Source organism: Streptomyces sp. NPDC054956 (assembly GCF_053609185.1).
Genome location: NZ_JBSGXB010000007.1, coordinates 18,700 through 34,300, shown reverse-complemented (window position 1 = coordinate 34,300; position 15,601 = coordinate 18,700). Strand labels below are relative to the sequence as shown.

Below are 15,601 nucleotides of genomic sequence, written 5' to 3'. Positions count from 1 at the left end.
GGGCAGTCGGCAACGGCTGCCCGCACCCCCGCCGACCGGAGTCTGCTCAAGCGTGGTTGTCCTCACACATGACCTGCCTCATACCCATCCCAGCAATCGCTGGCGGCGCGGCGGCCGGCGCCCTGCTGCTGACCGCCTGCTCGACCACCGACCCCCAGCCCGCCGCGACCCAGGCCGGCGACCCGGACCCCGGAACGGGGCACCTCCACGGTCTCGGCGTGGACCCCGCCGACGGCAGCCTCTACGCGGCCGGGCACCTCGGCGTCTTCCGACTCGGCCCCACCGGCGCCGTACGGATCGCCGACCGCTACCAGGACACGATGGGCTTCACGGTCACCGGCCCGCGTACCTTCCTCGGCAGTGGCCACCCCTCACCCACCGACCCGACGGCGACCTCACCGCATCTGGGTCTGATCCGCAGCACCGATGCCGGACAGACCTGGACCACCGTTTCCGCCGGAGGCGAGGCCGACTTCCACTCGCTCCAGCAGGCCGGTGAAATCGTATACGGCCTCGACAGCCAGACCTCGCAGATCTGGGCCAGCAAGGACGCCGGCGCCACCTGGGAGCGGCGCGCGAAGATCCCGAGCGGCGATCTCGCCGCCCACCCGGGGGCGCCGCAGGAGGTGTGGGCGACCACCCGCGACGGGCTGCTGCACAGCACCGACGGCGGCGCGACCTTCGAGCCGGTCCCTGGCGCACCAGCCCTGGCCGCGGTGGAGCGGCCCGCCCCCGACCAGCTGATCGCCCTCGCCGCCGACGGCAAGGTCCTGGCCGGCGGCGACGGCACGTCCTGGACCGAACGCGGTCGCCTCCCCCAGGGCGCGCAGCCCGCCGTACTGACTGCGGCAAGCCCTACTCACCTGCTGGCCGCCGACACGAACGACGCTGTCTACGAGTCCAAGGACGGCGGCCGCACATGGACCGTCGTGCACCGGCCGGGCCACACGAGCACAGGGCACTGACATCTGCGGAGCCAGCTTCAAGATCACCTATCGGAGTGAACCCTGCAGGGCCCACCCTGCAGACCTATACGGGGCCGAGGCTAGGATCGCGGCGTGAACACGGCCCGGCCCCGTACCTCCGCGCTGCGGACCCGCATCCTCGCGGGCCCGCGATGCGTGCTGCTGGCGGCCCTGCTGGTGTTCGCCTTCCTCTACTCGCACGGAGTCAGCCTCGACGGCGTCCGCGGCCACACGGACACGGCCGCCAGCATCGTCACCCCCGGCGTCGGTCTGGCGGTCACCGAGAGCACCTCGGACGACCACCACGGCGAGGGACACGGCTCGACCCACTCCGCCGAGGAGTGCGCCACCAGCGGGCCGCCGCAGCAGCCGACGCTGGCCCCTCCCGCCGAGCACGCCCTGACGCAGGTCCTGCCCGCGGTGCCTGCTGCAGCCCCCAACGCGAACGCGGTCCCCGCTTCCGCCCTGGGCGGCTCACCTCCGCCGGGCACGACAGCGATCCTGCGCGTGTAGACCACTCCAAGCTCCCGGCGCCCGTACAGGCCGTCGGCGAGCTCGCGCTGCCCGCACACACGTAACCCTGCCCGCCCCCGTACCGGGGCCGGGCCCGGTGCAGCCTGCCCTGCGGCATTCGCTCCTGCCATGCCCCGCGACGTGACCGTCGCCGACTCGGCGTGCCTGCACCCGTACATCCGTCAAGGAGTTCCCCGTGACACCCACCCAGATCGCCGACCGCGCCACAGCCGCGCCCGCCACCGAAGCCACGCCGACAGGCCGTACGGCGATCCGCGAGGCCCGCTCCCGCCGCAAAGCCCTCTTGGCCCGGTACCTCGGATACGTCGGCTACTTCGTCGGCGCCGGACTGATCAGCGGCGCGGTCGTCCACCATCCCCTTGACCCCGCCCGCTATACCCGCATCGCCCTTTACGGCGTCCTGGTCTTCCTCGCAGCGACTGCCCTGAACGAGTTCCTGCTCACCCGCCGCAAGCCGACGTTCAAGCAGGTGGCTGGCATCATGAGCGCCTCCCTGCTGCTCTCCTTCGGCATCGGCATGCTCAGCGGCGGCCTCCAGCACTTCGAGGACTTCCCCGCTCGCGCCGCCACCCTCATCCCCGCTGGCATCCTGCTCTCCTTCATCGCCTACGTGATCAAGGACGAGCACGTCTCGTGGCGGCGCATCTTCGGCCTGGCCGGACTCGCCGTCCTCATCACAGCCCTCGCCGCCTTCGTCGGCCTCCGCTACGTCGCGTCCTCCATGGCTCCGGAATCGGGCGGCGGCCACAGCCACGGCACCGATTCGGGCGGGAGCGAGACCCACCAGGAGGAACCGACCGTCACCGATAGCACGCAGCCCGCACCGCAGACCCAGCCGTCAGGGCCGACACGTACCGCTCCCGCCACTCCCCCGGCTCAGCAGCCCCACAACGACAGCCACGGGCACTGACCCGGCGGATCACGCCACCGGCGGCTGCCCGGCACCACCGAGCAGAACGGCCAGCAGCCGCCCCGTGATCACCTTCGGATCGTCTCCGCGTCCGGGAACGCGTGTCATCAGCAGGTGGTGAATCGTGCCGACGAGCGCGAGCGCGATGGTGGCAGCGTCGGCGCCGGCGGGCAGTCGGCCGCCGCGCTGCTCCGCCTGCAGGTAAGCGGTGAAGGCGTGCTGGATCGCGTCGAAGGCGGGCGCGCCGGCCTGAAAACCCTCCCGGGTGTGCAGCGCGGCCGCCGGGCGGGTCATCGCGAGCCCCACCACCGCCGGAGGCAGGGCCTCCAGCAGGGTGAGAGCGATGTCCTGAAGATTGGCCGCCACCGTGGCCTGCCCCACCTTGGCCTCCAGCGCCCCGGCCCGGCGGGCGCTGTGCGCGAACCGGTCCAGGACCAGCTCGGCGACGAACTCGTCCAGGCCGGCGAAGTGCGTGTGCAGGACGCCTTTGCCGCAGTCCGCCTCCGCGGTGATCGCGCGGCTGGTCAGGGCTGCGGCGCCGTCGCGGGCCACCACGCGCTCCGCTGCCGCGAACAGCCGCTCGCGCAAGTCGGGAATCGCCACTCCACGAGGTGACACAACAGCCCCTTTCCTCAAGCCCATTGAAAGTATGGGCGATCGCCCATACTGTTTGGGCACTTGCCCATACTAGGGCCGGAGGGCCGTGGCGCGCTCCGGCGGGAGGGAGTTCACCCATGGGTCAATTCATCAACACCGCACAGGCCGAGGCGTGGAACGGCTACGAGGGTGAGCAGTGGGCCCGCAGCCAGGAACGCTGGGACGCCGTCAACGACGGCTTCAACCAGCCCCTCCTGGACGCCGCGGCCATCTCGGCAACCGATCACGTGCTGGACATCGGCTGCGGAGCCGGCCGCACGACGCGCCTGGCCGCCCAACGGGCGGGCGAGGGCCAGGCCCTGGGGCTGGACCTGTCGGGTCCGATGCTCGAGCGGGCCGGGGCGAGCTCGGAACGCGAGGGGGTGCGCAACGCCTCCTTCGTCCAAGGCGACGCACAGGCCCATCCGTTCGAGGCCGGGGCCTTCGATGCAGCCATCAGCCGCTACGGCGTCACGTTCTTCACAGACCCGGTCGCCGCCTTCGCCAACATCCGGCGCGCGCTGCGCCCGGGTGGACGACTGGCGTTCATCTGCGCGGCGGAGGCCGAGGCCAACGAATGGCTCCAGGCGCTGGCCTCACTGAACGGCATCCTGCCGCTCGGAGGCTTCGGCGCGCCCGGCGGGCCGGGCATGTTCTCGCTCACCGACCCCGACCACACGCTCGCCCTCCTGGCCTCCGCCGGCTTCGCGAACGCCCGTGCGGAGCGCGTGGAAGCCGCCGGGAACTGGGGAAAGGACGCCGACGACGCCGCGGCCTTCCTGCTCGACTCCGGCCCCGGCCGCCACCTGCTCAGCCAGGTATCACCCGACACCCAGGAGCAGGCCCGGCGGGCACTGATCGACGGACTGCTCCCCTACGAGAAGGCCGGAGCCGTGTGGCTGCGCAGCAGCTCATGGCTGGTCACCGCCATGTGCGAGGAGACCGCGGGCGACTGAGGCCGTCAGCTGCGGACCATCCGGGCAATGGCCTGGGAGGCTTCCTGGACCTTCTCGCGGGCTTCGTCGCCGCCTTCCGTAATGGCGGCGGCGACACAGGAGTTGAGATGGTCTTCCAGCATGGTGAGCCCGAACGACTGCAGGGCTTTGGTGGTGGCGCTGACCTGGGTGAGGACGTCGATGCAGTACGTGTCCTCCTCGACCAGGCGCTGCAAGCCACGCACCTGACCCTCGATGCGGCGCAGTCGCTTGAGGATGTCGTCCTTGTTGGCGGTGTAGCCGTGCACGGCGATCCCTTCCTTCCATCCACCTAATTACCCCGGGGGGGTATAGGTGTAACGAGGGGTGGTGCCGAAGTGTTCCGCTGTACGGGCCTACGGACGGAAGCGCCCCCGCTGCCGGCGGGGGCGCCTTCGGCGGCGCGGGGTCAGGCGGCGGCCCGGAAGGAACGCAGGCGCAGGGAGTTGCCGACGACGAAGACCGAGGAGAAGGCCATGGCGGCTCCGGCGATCATCGGATTGAGCAGGCCGGCCGCGGCCAGCGGGAGGGCTGCGACGTTGTAGCCGAAGGCCCAGAAGAGGTTGGACTTGATGGTGCCCAGCGTCTTGCGGGACAGGCGGATCGCGTCGGCCGCCGCCCGCAGGTCGCCGCGGACCAGGGTCAGGTCGCCGGCCTCGATGGCGGCGTCGGTGCCGGTTCCCATGGCCAGGCCCAGGTCGGCCTGGGCGAGTGCGGCGGCGTCGTTGACTCCGTCACCGACCATCGCGACCGAGCGGCCTTCGGCCTGGAGCCGCTTGACGACGTCGACCTTGTCCTCGGGCATGACCTCGGCGATGACCTGGTCGATGCCGACCTCGGCGGCCACCGCTTCGGCGACGGCCTTGTTGTCGCCGGTCAACAGGATCGGCGTGAGCCCGAGGGCCTTGAGCCGGGTGATGGCCTCGGCGCTGGTGTCCTTGACCGCGTCGGCGACTTCAAGGACCGCGCGGGCCTCGCCGTCCCAGGCCACCGCGATCACGGTCCGCCCGGCGGCCTCGGCCGCGGCCTTGGCCTCCTTGAGGGCGGCGGGCAGTTCGATCGCCCATTCGGCGAGCAGCTTCTCGCGGCCGACGAGGACGGCGTGGCCGTCGATGACGCCCTGGACGCCGAGGCCGGCGATGTTGGCGAAGTCCTCCGGAGTGGGCAGGGACCCCACCTTGGCGGTGGCACCGGCTGCTACGGCCTGGGCGATGGGGTGCTCGGAGGCGTGCTCCAGTGCGCCCGCCAGACGTAGCACGTCGGTCTCGTCCGTGCCGGCGGCGGTGTGGACGGCGAGGAGGGTCATCCTGCCGGTGGTGACGGTGCCGGTCTTGTCCAGGACGATGGTGTCGACCTTGCGTGTGGATTCCAGGACCTCAGGTCCCTTGATGAGGATGCCGAGCTGGGCTCCGCGGCCGGTGCCGACCATCAGCGCGGTAGGCGTGGCGAGGCCCAGGGCGCAGGGGCAGGCGATGATCAGTACGGCGACGGCGGCGGTGAACGCGGCGGTCCAGCCGGCGCCGTTGCCGAGCCAGAACCCGAGGGTGCCGAGCGCTAGTGCGATCACGACAGGGACGAACACGACGGAGATCTTGTCGGCGAGGCGCTGGGCGGCAGCCTTGCCGTTCTGCGCGTCCTCGACGAGCCTGGCCATCCGGGCGAGCTGGGTGTCGGCGCCGACCCGCGTTGCCTCGATGACCAGTCGGCCGCCGGCATTCAGGGTGGCGCCGGTGACACTGTCGCCCGCACCGACCTCCACGGGTACGGACTCACCGGTGAGCATCGAGGCGTCCACGGCGGAGGCCCCCTCGACCACCACCCCGTCAGTGGCGATCTTCTCACCCGGGCGGACCACGAACCGGTCGCCCACCTGCAGCTCGCCGGTCGGGATGCGCTCCTCACGACCGCCCCGCAGGACGGCCACGTCCTTCGCACCGAGCTCGAGCAGAGCCTTCAGCGCGGCGCCGGCCTTCCGCTTGGAGCGAGCCTCGAAGTAGCGGCCGGCCAGGATGAACGCCGTCACACCGGCGGCGGCCTCCAGATAGATGTTCCCCGCGCCGTCGCTGCGCGCAATGGTGAGTTCGAACGGGTGGGTCATGCCGGGCATGCCCGCCGTACCGAAGAACAGGGCCCACAGCGACCACAGGAACGCCGCCGAGGTGCCGACGGAAATCAGGGTGTCCATCGTGGCGGCGCCGTGCCGGGCATTGGTGAACGCGGCCTTGTGGAACGGCCAGGCAGCGTAGGTGACCACCGGGGCCGCCAGAGTCAGCGAGAGCCACTGCCAGTAGTCGAACTGCAGGGCCGGGACCATCGCCATCGCGATCACCGGCACCGACAGCACCAGCGCGGCGATCAGCCGCTGCCGAAGGGGCCTCAGCTCGTCCGCCACAGACGCCTCAACAGCCCCGCCGCCGCCGTCGGGAGTCGCGCTTCTGGGCGGTTCGGGTTCGCGGGCGCTGTAGCCGGTGGCCTCGACTGTGCCTATGAGGTCCGCGACGGTGACGTCACCTTCGTAGGTGACCTTCGCCTTCTCGGTGGCGTAGTTGACCGTGGCGGTCACGCCGTCCATCCGGTTGAGCTTCTTCTCAATCCGGGCCGCGCACGAGGCGCAGGTCATGCCGCCGATGGCGAGCTCGACCTCGGCGGCGCCGGTTGCGGTGGTGGTCATGCGTAACTCCTCGTACGGGCGGACGGCCGGGGCCCGGGAGGGCCCCGGCGGCAGACGGGCAGAGCGGGAGGAAGAGGTCAGGCCGCGTGGCCGGTCACCTCGTAGCCGGCGTCGTCGACGACGCCGGCGATCACCTGGTCGTCCAGGGCGTTCGCGCTAGTCACGGCGACCTGACCGGAGGCGAGGTCAACCTCGACGTTGCTGACGCCGTCGATCGCGCCGATCGCGTCGGTGAGGGTGGCCTTGCAGTGGCCGCAGGTCATCCCGGCGACCGTGTAGACGGTACGGAAGCCCTCCAGGGCGACGGTGCCCTCGGCGGAGCCGGAGGAGCAGGTGTTGTTCGGGGAGCAGCAGGACGAGGACATGGGGTTCTCCAGCAATCTCAGGGCGATGATACCCCTAGGGGGTATCGGCGACCTGGTCATGTATACCCCCACCCCGTATTCGATGCAACCACTTCCTGCGGTTGCATCGATACCCCCTGGGGGTATTGTTGGCACACTTCGGCAGCACGCCGTAAACCCGATTCATCGCGCGACAGGGAGAACACCATGAACACCGCAGGCAAGGTCGGACTCTTCGGCGCCGCCCTCGCGGCAACCTTCACCGGTGCCTACGCACTCGGGTCGGTCACCGAACCCCTGACGGACCGGACCGCCACAGCGCAACACGCCACCCACACAGAAACGGAAGCCACCCCAATTTCGACGGCCCTGCCCAGCGGACTGCAGGTCTCCCAGGACGGCTACACCCTCGACCTCCAGACCCCCCGCCTGGCGGCTGGGCAGGAGTCGCCCCTGCGCTTCGCCATCAAAGACAACGCGGGCAAGGCCGTCACCGACTTCACCACGGCCCACGACAAGGAACTGCACCTCATCGTCGCCTCACGGGACCTGAACACCTTCCGCCACCTGCACCCGGCCCGAGCCGGCGACGGCACCTGGAGCACCCCCGTCAACCTGCCCGCGGCCGGCGACTATCGCGTCTTCGCCGACTTCACCCCCTCCAAGAAGGGCGCCACCGCCCTGACCCTCGGCACCGATCTCGCCGTCTCCGGGAACTACCAGCCGCGCGAGCTGCCCGCCCAGCAGGCCACCGCCGAGATCGACGGCTACACCGTCACCCTCGACGGCTACCTCACCACCGGCAAAATGAGCGACCTGACCCTGAACGTCACCAAGGACGGCAAGCCCGTCACCGACCTCGAGCCCTACCTTGGCGCGTACGGCCACCTCGTCGCGCTGCGCGCCGGCGACCTCGCCTACCTCCACGTCCACCCCGAAGGCGAGCCCGGTGATGGCACCACCAAGCCCGGCCCCGCCGTCTCCTTCATGGCAACCGCCCCCACCGACGGCGCCTACCGCCTCTTCCTCGACTTCAAGCACCAGGGCACCGTCCGCACCGCCGCCTTCACCGTCCACGCCACCGCCGCTACGGCAGGCGCCGACAACCCCAGCGCCCACACCGACCACAGCGAGGGGCACTGACTTCCTTCGACAGCCGCACGAACCGTCGTTCAAGGCCGGTTAGGCACGACGTGGGCGGGGTCCTGAACAACTGCTTCGATTCCACGTCTCCTCGACAGCGCATCCCAGGTCGACCTGGCGCGGCCCACCAACGGCACCCGGTGGAACAACAAGCAGCTGCTGTGGCACATGCTCTTCGGCTACATGGTCACCGCGCGGCTGCTGTTCCTCGTGCGCGCGTTCGGGCGGTTTCCCGCCCGCGCGAGGAAGGGGGTTGCCGGCCGCGACGGCGTCAACGACGCGGCCGCACCGGCCCAGGCCGACCTCGGCCTGGCCATGGGCCCCGGAACCGACGCCGCGATCGCCGCCTCCGATCTCGCGCTGGTCCGGGGCGACCTACGGGCCGCCGGCGATGGGGTCCGGCTGGCCCGCCGCACCCTTCTCGCGATCAAGGCCAACCTGTTCTGGGCCTTTGCTTACAACGTCGCCGCCCTGCCGCCAGCCGCGCTCGGCTTGCTCAACCCTATGATCGCGGGGCCGCGATGGCGTCCTCGTCCGTCTTCGTCGTCTCCAACAGCCTGCGGCTGCGGCGCTCCCAGCCCCTGCACCGCTGACCGCGGCAGTCAACGGGGCTCGGCGGCGCTCTCGACACGCCTCCCAGGTTTTGGGCCTTCCCGTTCTGTGATCTGCTGGAGATGTCGTCACACCCGTCTCGGCCATGCGTGGGTGTACTACCGCCATCGGTGCGGGATGGGTGTCTGAGGCGGCAGGCAGCTCGCGTCCTTGGGAGGCGTTCCATGCCTCACCTCCGTCCGGCCCCGCCGGCACCCACGCGGCCCGGAGTCCTCCTGCCCGCACGTGACCTGGCGGTCGCCTGGTTCCTGATGGTGCTGCTGGCCTCGCTGGCGTGGGTGCTCACCATCGGCCAGTCCCGCCACATGGGGATGGAGCCCGGCACCATGGGACTGGCGCTCCCCCTCTTCCTGCTGCTGTGGGTGGTCATGATGGCGGCGATGATGCTGCCGTCCGTCGCACCTGTCGCCATCACCTGGGTACGCGGGATCAACCGCCGTTCGGCCGGCTCTGCCCGCGCCCTGCGGATCGCGGCATTCGTCAGCGGCTATCTCCTCGTCTGGACCGGCTTCGGGCTGCTCGCGTACGGCGCCCTGGCCGCGACCGGCCACCTCGTGGACCGCAACCCCGGCACAGGCCGCTGGATCGGAGCCGCCGCCTTCCTCCTCGCGGCAGCTCAGCAGTTCGGGCCGCTGAAGCGGGTCTGCCTGCGGCACTGCCGCAACCCGATGTTCCAGCTGCTCCAATACTCGCGTTACCGGCCCTGGGCGAAGGATCTGCGGGTCGGGGCGCACCACGGCCTCTACTGCGTCGGCTGCTGCTGGGGCCTGATGATCGTCCTGATCCCGCTCGGCCTCATGAACGTGGCCGCGATGGCCGCACTGGCGGCAGTGATCTTTCTGGAAAAACTCTGGCGGCTGGGGCCCTGGCTCACCTGGGCCGTCGGCCTCACGTTTCTCGTCCTGGCCGTACTCGCCCCCTTCCACGACTGGCTGCTCCCCGGCCTGGACACGTCCGCTCCAGCCATGGACCAGATGACCGGCTGAACAGGAGGAGCAGTCGCTGTGCACACCGCAGGAGGCGGCCTGTGCGGCGGTCACCTTCTCGCGCTCAAACGGAACCGGTGGTGGCGCGGTTGACTCAGCCCCGTCCGGTGGGCGCACCCTCGGGCTGTTCGCTGGAGAAGGCGTACTCGGACACCTCGCCGTACGCGCCTTCGAACGCCAGTCCGAAAGCGTTCGAATTACCGGTGGTGCGGCCCAACGTGAACTCCGGAGCGAACCCGAACATCGCGTTCTTCATCGTCGTGGGCCCGCCATCTGGCCCTCTGAGAGGCTCGAATTCGAGCTCGGTCTTCCCGCCGACGCTGAGTCGGGGCTTCTCTCCGTCGGACAGCGAAACGCTCGCCCGCTCCACGCCCAGATTCTCGCCGTAGAACTGCGAGAGTTCACCGAACGCACCGCCTTCGCTCCCGGAAACGATGCGTGCCACCGCGTCCGTCTGTTCGTCGGTGGCCCCTTCGTCGATGACCAGGCCGACCTTCCAGTTGCCGGAGGTCAGGTTGGAGGGGAAGTGGTTGTAGAGGACGAAATCCACCCCGGAGAGGTTCACATCGTCCAAGCGCCCTTCTTCCACATGGAAGGCGGCGCACCCGAGGCATTCCTCACGACCCTGCGGGTCGTGCGGCTTCGCGTCCACAGCACAGCCGCACACCACCGCACATGAGCAACCAGCCAGGTAGTTGCCCGACATGTTCCACGTCATGACTGCTCCCGCTCGCTTGAAGATTGTCGTCGTCCGACGGCACGGACGACGCCGGCGTCGAGAGCGGCCGGTGGGGAACGCGCGGCTGGCGAAGCAGACAGACCAGGGGGCGCAAAGGCACGTCTACCCCCAACATCGGCGGGACGAGACGCCCCGCTGTCCTTCCATGCGGTGCAAGTCTCCATGGTCGGCTCACTCCACGGGCAGACATCCAGCCCCCAGGAGTTCTTCTCCTTCAAGGCTAGGCCGAGCCAATACAACGTGTACAGATCACCGCACGCCGTCAGCGGTGCCCGGCCCGGTGGCTGCAGTCGCGGGCAGCCCGAGCTTTTGCCCACGCGGCAGCGGGAGGAGAATTGAAAATGACCCGTGCGCTGGGCCCCTGTGTGGCGCCCGGCGGGGCAGCCGACGGCGTGATGCCCTTCCGCACGGGCCACGAGGAGGCGACGAGATGTCCGAAACGACGGCGGTGGTTCCGAGATGGCACGCAGCCGGTGACTGGTTCGATACGTGCAGGTGCAATGTTCCCTGCCCCTGCTCGTTCGCCCAGCTGCCCACCTACGGCGAATGCGACGGTGTCCTCGCCTGGCACATACGCGAGGGTAACTACGGTGAGGTAAAGCTGGACGGCCTTAATGTGCTGATGCTCGGCTCCTTCGTCGGCAATGTGTGGGCCGAGCACACCGATTCGTACGCGGCGGTATTCCTCGACGAGCGCGCCGACGACGCGCAGCGCGGAGCCCTGCAGATGATCTTCGGCGGCCAGGCCGGCAGCTGGCCCGCCGAGATGGTGAGCATGATGGACGCCGAGATGCGGGGCATGGACTTCGCCCCCATCGAGATCGTGGTCGACGAAGACCTCGGCGGCTGGCGAGCCACGGTCCCCGGCCGAGTCGAGGCGAATGCCGTGGCTCTCACCGGACCGACCACACCGGAGGGTACGCGGGTCCAATCGACCAACCTGCCGGGCTGCGAAACCGGGCCGGGACAGGTCGCGACCTGGGGCCGTTCCACGGCAGACCGCGCCGACGCCTTCGGCTTCCACTGGAGCCGGGAAGGCCAGTCCAGCAAGCACATCACCTTCGACTGGTCGGGCCCCGAGTAACGCCGGCCATTCCGCAGAAGCCACGGGAAGCGTTTGGTCACCGCAGGTGCCCCGAGTCGCTCGTCAGACGGTGGTGCCGGCCGTGGACGACGCGCGATGCTGGGGGCATGGAGATCGAGATCCTCGTCGTACCCGACTGTCCGCACACCGAACCTGCGGCCGGGCTGCTGCGACGGGCGCTCAACGACGTCGGACTGCACGGCGCCACGGTCACCACGCGCGTGGTCACTGGCCAGGGCGCGGCCGAACAGCGCGGCTTCACCGGGTCCCCGACCTTCCTGATCAACGGACGCGACCCGTTCGCCGAGACCGGTCGCCCGGCGGGGCCGGCATGCCGGGTCTACCGGACACCGGACGGCCTTTCCGGTCTCCCCAGCCTCGACCAGCTGCGCCAGGCACTGACCGGCGCGCTCCACGACCAGGACCTGGCCGACGCGCAACGGCACCACTGGCAGAACACCTACACCGCCCACCCGGGCATGTACGGCGATCAGCCCTCCACCCCCGCAGTCCACGCCGCCGCCGTCTTCCACGCGGCCGGAGCCGAGGATGTGCTGGAGCTGGGGGCCGGGCACGGCCGCGACGCCCTGCACTTCGCCCGCGAGGGCTTCGCCGTGCAAGCCACCGACTTCAGCGCCACAGGCCTTCAGCAGCTACAGGAGGCCGCCCGCCTCCAGAACGTCGCAGATCGAGTCAGCACCGCCGTGCACGATGTCCGCGAGCCGCTGCCGCTGCCGGACGCCTCGGTGGACGCGGTCTTCGCGCACATGCTGTTGTGCATGGCTCTGTCCACTCCAGAAATCCACGCCCTGGTGCACGAGGTCCGCCGAGTGCTACGGCCGGGCGGGGTGTTCGTCTACACCGTCCGGCACACCGACGACAGCCACTACGGCACCGGCACCCCGCACGGCGACGACATCTACGAACACGGCGGCTTCGCCGTGCACTTCTTCTCGCGCGACCTGGTCTACGCGCTGTCTGAGGACTGGACCCTGAACGAAGTCCATGGTTTCGAGGAGGGCGAACTGCCGCGCCGCTTGTGGCGTGTCACCCAGACCCGGCCCCTGTGACCCAGTTCCTGGGGCAGTTCCCGCGTGCGCACAACACATTTCCAAGCTTGGTGCGCGGGTTCGATTCCCGTCATCCGCCCTCGATGGAGACCCAGTTCTGCGACCTATCGGTGAGATCAGGTGCAGCAGTCGCATCCGGGCCGGCGGTCGCACCCACCAGCCTCGCTCCTCGGCGCAGCAGCGGGGGCGGGGGCGCAACAGCCCTTGCCCTGCCATGCATCACGGCCTTCCTTCATAGCGACAGCTGCGATGACCAGCGCGGCGGCCGGGTCGGCCCATGACCAGCCGAGGGTGGCATTGAGGACCAGACCGACCAGGAGGACTGCGCAGAGATAGGTGCACAGCAGGGTCTGCTTGGAGTCGGCGACCGCGCTGGCCGAGCCGAGTTCGCGACCGGCCCGGCGCTGGGCGGCGGATAGGAATGGCATCACCGCGAGGGACCGGGCGGCGATCGCGATACCAGCGATAGAGCGGTCGGCCTCACCGGAACCGGCCAGCGCGCGGACCGAGTCGACGGCGACGTATGCGGCAAGCGCGAAGAAGGACACGGAGATGATCCGCAGCGTGGCCTTCCCCGCGCCTCGCGCACAGCGTGGTCACGGGCGGTGCCCTCCCGTGGTGGGGGCTCACGCACGGCAGTCTAGGCGCGAGGCGGGTCGATGCCGGGTGGCGCGACGGGCGGGCTCCGCCTCTGAGGACGGCATGCCCGGCGCGTCGCCGGTGGTCTGCCCGGCTGGAGCGGCGGGTGGCTGTGGTGGTCAGCCGCCGACGTGGATGCCGGGGCGGCGATCAGGGTCGGGTTCGTGTTTGCGGATGATCTCGCGGGTGACCGGAGCGGTGTCTCCGCGTCCCAGGAGGAAGTACCGGACCATGTGGACCAGCGGACTGCCTTCGGCCCATGCGAAGTAGCAGTGCGGCTGGACGCCGGTGGCGTCGCGCAAGGCCAGCAGGATGGCTGCGATGGCGTTGGGAGCGGCCGGTGCGGCTGCGCGCAGGATCCGGTAGCCGTCCACGTCGACGCCATGGATGGTGAGGGTGTCGCTGAAGTCGGACGGGTCGACGACGTCGATCTCGAGGAACAGCACGTCGGCCGGGCCCGGCACCGGGTTGACGCCGCGCTGCTCGCGTTCCTTGTCGCTGTACTCGGCGACGTCGCCGGCCTGGCGGCGGTTGGCGATGATGTTGATGGCCTGGTCGTGGGCGAGGGTGTCGCCAATGAACTGGCGGGCGGCAGGGTCGAAGACGATGCGGTCGGCGCGCAGTTCGGTGGTGCGTGAGACCCGGGAGATCAGCGACACGAGGATGATCCCGGCGATGAAGAACCCGGAGATGACGATGCCGTCGGGCTTGTCGACGATGTTGGCCACCAGGGCGTAGAGCAGGACGGCTGTGAGCAGCGCGAAGCCGACGGTGGTCGCGCGCCGGCGGTGGCGTGCGACGGAGACGGTGACGGCGAAGGCGCCGGAGACCATCATGGCGAGAATGCCGGTGGCGTACGCGCCGGCCTGCTCATCGACGTCGGCGTCGAAGGCGATCGTGATGGCGATGCACAGGACGGTGTAAACGATCACGACGGGGCGTACGGCGCGTCCCCATTCGGGGGCCATGCCGTAGTCGGGCAAGTAGCGGGGGACGATGTTGACCAGTCCTGCCATGGCGGAGGCGCCGGCGAACCACAGGATCAGGATGGTGCTGATGTCGTAGACAGTGCCGAACGCCTCTCCGACATGCTCGTGGGCCAGCCACGCCAGCGCACGGCCGTTGGCGGCGCCGCCCGGTTCGAACTCCTCGTGCGGGATGAGGAGGGTGGTGACGAAACTCGCGGACAGCAGGTACACGCTCATGATGAGCGCGGCGGTGGTCAGCAGCCTGCGGGTGTTGCGGATCCGCGAGCGCAGCCGCTGCTCCTCATCCGCCCCCTCGGCGGCGACGAGCGGCATCATGCTCACACCGGTCTCGAAGCCCGACAGGCCCAGCACCAGCAGGGGGAAGGCCAGCAGCGCCGGCCCCACCAGGTCACCGACGCCGCCTCCCGCCGCGAGGGCGTCGGTCCACGCCGACCAGGCCCCGGGGGTGGTGAACACATGGGTCAGGCCGATGCCGATGACGACCGCGTTCAGGGCGAGGAAGACGGCTACAAGGGGGATGGCGACACTGACCGCTTCGCTGAACCCGAGCAGGAACACTCCGCCGAGTACCAGCAGCAGCGCCACGGTGAGGGCGACCTCGTGGCCGTGGAGCACCGCAGGGAAGAACGGGTTCTCCACGACGTGCACGGACGCGTCGGCGGTGGACAGGGTGATGGTGATGATCCAGGACGTGGCAACGAACCCGAGCAGAATCAGCACGAACAGCTTGCCCCACCAGAACGGCAGCAGGTCTTCCAGCATCGCCACCGAACCGGCGCCGTGCGGGCTCTCCTTCGCCACCCGCCGGTACATCGGCAGCATCCCCAGCAAGGTCAGCGCCACGATCAGCAGCGTCGCAAGCGGTGAGACAGCCCCGGCCGCCAGCGCGGCGATCGCCGGTACGTAGGCAAGGCTGGAGAAGTAGTCGACCCCGGTCAGGCACATCACCTTCCACCAGGCGTGCGGCTCGGCATGCCCTTCACCGGCCGCCGGCCCCACCGGCTGCACCCGGTGACGCAGCAGCCATCCCGCCAGGCCCCCGGTGGGGTGAGCCCGCAGAGCCGGACTGTCCACCACTTCCGGCACAACCGGACCTTCCACGTCCTTCATGTCCCCCATCACTTTCTCTCACGACCTCAAGACACCCGTTGACAGCAGCGCACCGGCGCCACGGCACGATCATCGAGTATGCGACCGGCAGAAGCCGCCACCCTCCCCGCGCCGACGGGACATACCGTCCCGCCGCCCGTAGCCGTCTGTGCTTCCGCCCGGCGGGCCCGCTGGGCAGGCAGCCCCGTCGGGTGA

General features: G+C 70.0%; 14 protein-coding genes and 2 pseudogenes. 9 read left to right on the top strand and 7 right to left on the bottom strand.

Annotated elements, in window-relative coordinates:
* Positions 1-68 precede the first annotated feature (68 nt).
* From ACWGDE_RS02915 to ACWGDE_RS02905, 3 genes are all read left to right on the top strand, one after another.
* The gene (locus tag ACWGDE_RS02915) at positions 69-965 is read left to right on the top strand and encodes a F510_1955 family glycosylhydrolase (RefSeq protein WP_453387183.1); all 897 of its coding nucleotides are present in this window, start codon (positions 69-71) and stop codon (positions 963-965) included.
* 93 nt (positions 966-1,058) lie between these two features.
* Positions 1,059-1,478, top strand: a complete 420-nt coding sequence (locus ACWGDE_RS02910; protein WP_453387182.1) for a hypothetical protein — start codon at positions 1,059-1,061, stop codon at positions 1,476-1,478.
* A gap of 196 nt (positions 1,479-1,674) precedes the next feature.
* On the top strand, positions 1,675-2,409 hold the full coding sequence (locus ACWGDE_RS02905) for an ABC transporter permease (RefSeq protein ID WP_371588997.1): 735 nt from the start codon (positions 1,675-1,677) through the stop codon (positions 2,407-2,409).
* A 9-nt stretch (positions 2,410-2,418) separates the two neighbouring features.
* Here ACWGDE_RS02905 and ACWGDE_RS02900 read toward each other — a convergent pair whose 3' ends face one another.
* A complete protein-coding gene (locus ACWGDE_RS02900; RefSeq protein WP_453387181.1) occupies positions 2,419-3,027 on the bottom strand; it encodes a TetR/AcrR family transcriptional regulator in 609 nt (202 codons plus the stop codon).
* Between the two features lie 116 nt (positions 3,028-3,143).
* Between ACWGDE_RS02900 and ACWGDE_RS02895 the strand changes: the two genes are divergently transcribed.
* Positions 3,144-4,001: a class I SAM-dependent methyltransferase gene (locus tag ACWGDE_RS02895; RefSeq protein WP_453387180.1), complete on the top strand. Its 858-nt coding sequence runs from the start codon at positions 3,144-3,146 to the stop codon at positions 3,999-4,001.
* Positions 4,002-4,006: 5 nt separating this feature from the next.
* Here ACWGDE_RS02895 and ACWGDE_RS02890 read toward each other — a convergent pair whose 3' ends face one another.
* The 3 genes from ACWGDE_RS02890 to ACWGDE_RS02880 all read right to left on the bottom strand — a co-directional run bounded on the left by ACWGDE_RS02890 (position 4,007) and on the right by ACWGDE_RS02880 (position 7,055).
* Complete coding sequence (locus ACWGDE_RS02890; RefSeq protein ID WP_453387179.1) at positions 4,007-4,288, bottom strand: metal-sensitive transcriptional regulator; 282 nt, start codon at positions 4,286-4,288, stop codon at positions 4,007-4,009.
* Between the two features lie 140 nt (positions 4,289-4,428).
* Entirely contained in the window at positions 4,429-6,690 is a 2,262-nt protein-coding gene (locus ACWGDE_RS02885; protein ID WP_453387178.1) for a heavy metal translocating P-type ATPase, read from the bottom strand.
* 77 nt (positions 6,691-6,767) lie between these two features.
* Complete coding sequence (locus tag ACWGDE_RS02880) at positions 6,768-7,055, bottom strand: heavy-metal-associated domain-containing protein (RefSeq protein ID WP_453387177.1); 288 nt, start codon at positions 7,053-7,055, stop codon at positions 6,768-6,770.
* Positions 7,056-7,241: 186 nt separating this feature from the next.
* Here ACWGDE_RS02880 and ACWGDE_RS02875 point away from each other — a divergent pair, with 186 nt between their 5' ends.
* From ACWGDE_RS02875 to ACWGDE_RS02865, 3 genes and pseudogenes are all read left to right on the top strand, one after another.
* A complete protein-coding gene (locus tag ACWGDE_RS02875; RefSeq protein WP_453387176.1) occupies positions 7,242-8,177 on the top strand; it encodes a hypothetical protein in 936 nt (311 codons plus the stop codon).
* Between the two features lie 264 nt (positions 8,178-8,441).
* Positions 8,442-8,770, top strand: a pseudogene (locus ACWGDE_RS02870) (heavy metal translocating P-type ATPase); the annotation flags it as partial.
* Between the two features lie 183 nt (positions 8,771-8,953).
* Positions 8,954-9,775, top strand: coding sequence for a DUF2182 domain-containing protein (locus ACWGDE_RS02865; RefSeq protein WP_453387175.1), 822 nt, complete (start codon positions 8,954-8,956; stop codon positions 9,773-9,775).
* Positions 9,776-9,869: 94 nt separating this feature from the next.
* Here the strand turns inward: ACWGDE_RS02865 and ACWGDE_RS02860 are convergent, their stop codons facing one another.
* On the bottom strand, positions 9,870-10,493 hold the full coding sequence (locus tag ACWGDE_RS02860) for a DUF1326 domain-containing protein (protein WP_453387174.1): 624 nt from the start codon (positions 10,491-10,493) through the stop codon (positions 9,870-9,872).
* Positions 10,494-10,944: 451 nt separating this feature from the next.
* Between ACWGDE_RS02860 and ACWGDE_RS02855 the strand changes: the two genes are divergently transcribed.
* Both ACWGDE_RS02855 and ACWGDE_RS02850 read left to right on the top strand, forming a co-directional pair.
* Positions 10,945-11,598: a DUF1326 domain-containing protein gene (locus ACWGDE_RS02855; RefSeq protein ID WP_453387173.1), complete on the top strand. Its 654-nt coding sequence runs from the start codon at positions 10,945-10,947 to the stop codon at positions 11,596-11,598.
* A 107-nt stretch (positions 11,599-11,705) separates the two neighbouring features.
* A complete protein-coding gene (locus ACWGDE_RS02850) occupies positions 11,706-12,668 on the top strand; it encodes a class I SAM-dependent methyltransferase (protein ID WP_453387172.1) in 963 nt (320 codons plus the stop codon).
* 116 nt (positions 12,669-12,784) lie between these two features.
* Here ACWGDE_RS02850 and ACWGDE_RS02845 read toward each other — a convergent pair.
* Positions 12,785-13,275 (bottom strand): annotated as a pseudogene (locus tag ACWGDE_RS02845) (cation transporter); the annotation flags it as partial.
* Positions 13,276-13,426: 151 nt separating this feature from the next.
* Complete coding sequence (locus ACWGDE_RS02840) at positions 13,427-15,406, bottom strand: amino acid transporter (protein ID WP_453387171.1); 1,980 nt, start codon at positions 15,404-15,406, stop codon at positions 13,427-13,429.
* Positions 15,407-15,601: the final 195 nt, after the last annotated feature.

What these genes read in the sequence shown, in the direction of transcription:
- ACWGDE_RS02865 (WP_453387175.1), top strand. Translation starts at nt 8,954, where the DNA reads ATGCCTCACCTCCGTCCGGCCCCGCCGGCACCCACGCGGCCCGGAGTC.
- ACWGDE_RS02840 (WP_453387171.1), bottom strand. Translation starts at nt 15,406, where the DNA reads ATGAAGGACGTGGAAGGTCCGGTTGTGCCGGAAGTGGTGGACAGTCCG.
- ACWGDE_RS02915 (WP_453387183.1), top strand. Translation starts at nt 69, where the DNA reads ATGACCTGCCTCATACCCATCCCAGCAATCGCTGGCGGCGCGGCGGCC.
- ACWGDE_RS02850 (WP_453387172.1), top strand. Translation starts at nt 11,706, where the DNA reads ATGGAGATCGAGATCCTCGTCGTACCCGACTGTCCGCACACCGAACCT.
- ACWGDE_RS02875 (WP_453387176.1), top strand. Translation starts at nt 7,242, where the DNA reads ATGAACACCGCAGGCAAGGTCGGACTCTTCGGCGCCGCCCTCGCGGCA.
- ACWGDE_RS02880 (WP_453387177.1), bottom strand. Translation starts at nt 7,055, where the DNA reads ATGTCCTCGTCCTGCTGCTCCCCGAACAACACCTGCTCCTCCGGCTCC.
- ACWGDE_RS02860 (WP_453387174.1), bottom strand. Translation starts at nt 10,493, where the DNA reads ATGACGTGGAACATGTCGGGCAACTACCTGGCTGGTTGCTCATGTGCG.
- ACWGDE_RS02855 (WP_453387173.1), top strand. Translation starts at nt 10,945, where the DNA reads ATGTCCGAAACGACGGCGGTGGTTCCGAGATGGCACGCAGCCGGTGAC.
- ACWGDE_RS02895 (WP_453387180.1), top strand. Translation starts at nt 3,144, where the DNA reads ATGGGTCAATTCATCAACACCGCACAGGCCGAGGCGTGGAACGGCTAC.
- ACWGDE_RS02885 (WP_453387178.1), bottom strand. Translation starts at nt 6,690, where the DNA reads ATGACCACCACCGCAACCGGCGCCGCCGAGGTCGAGCTCGCCATCGGC.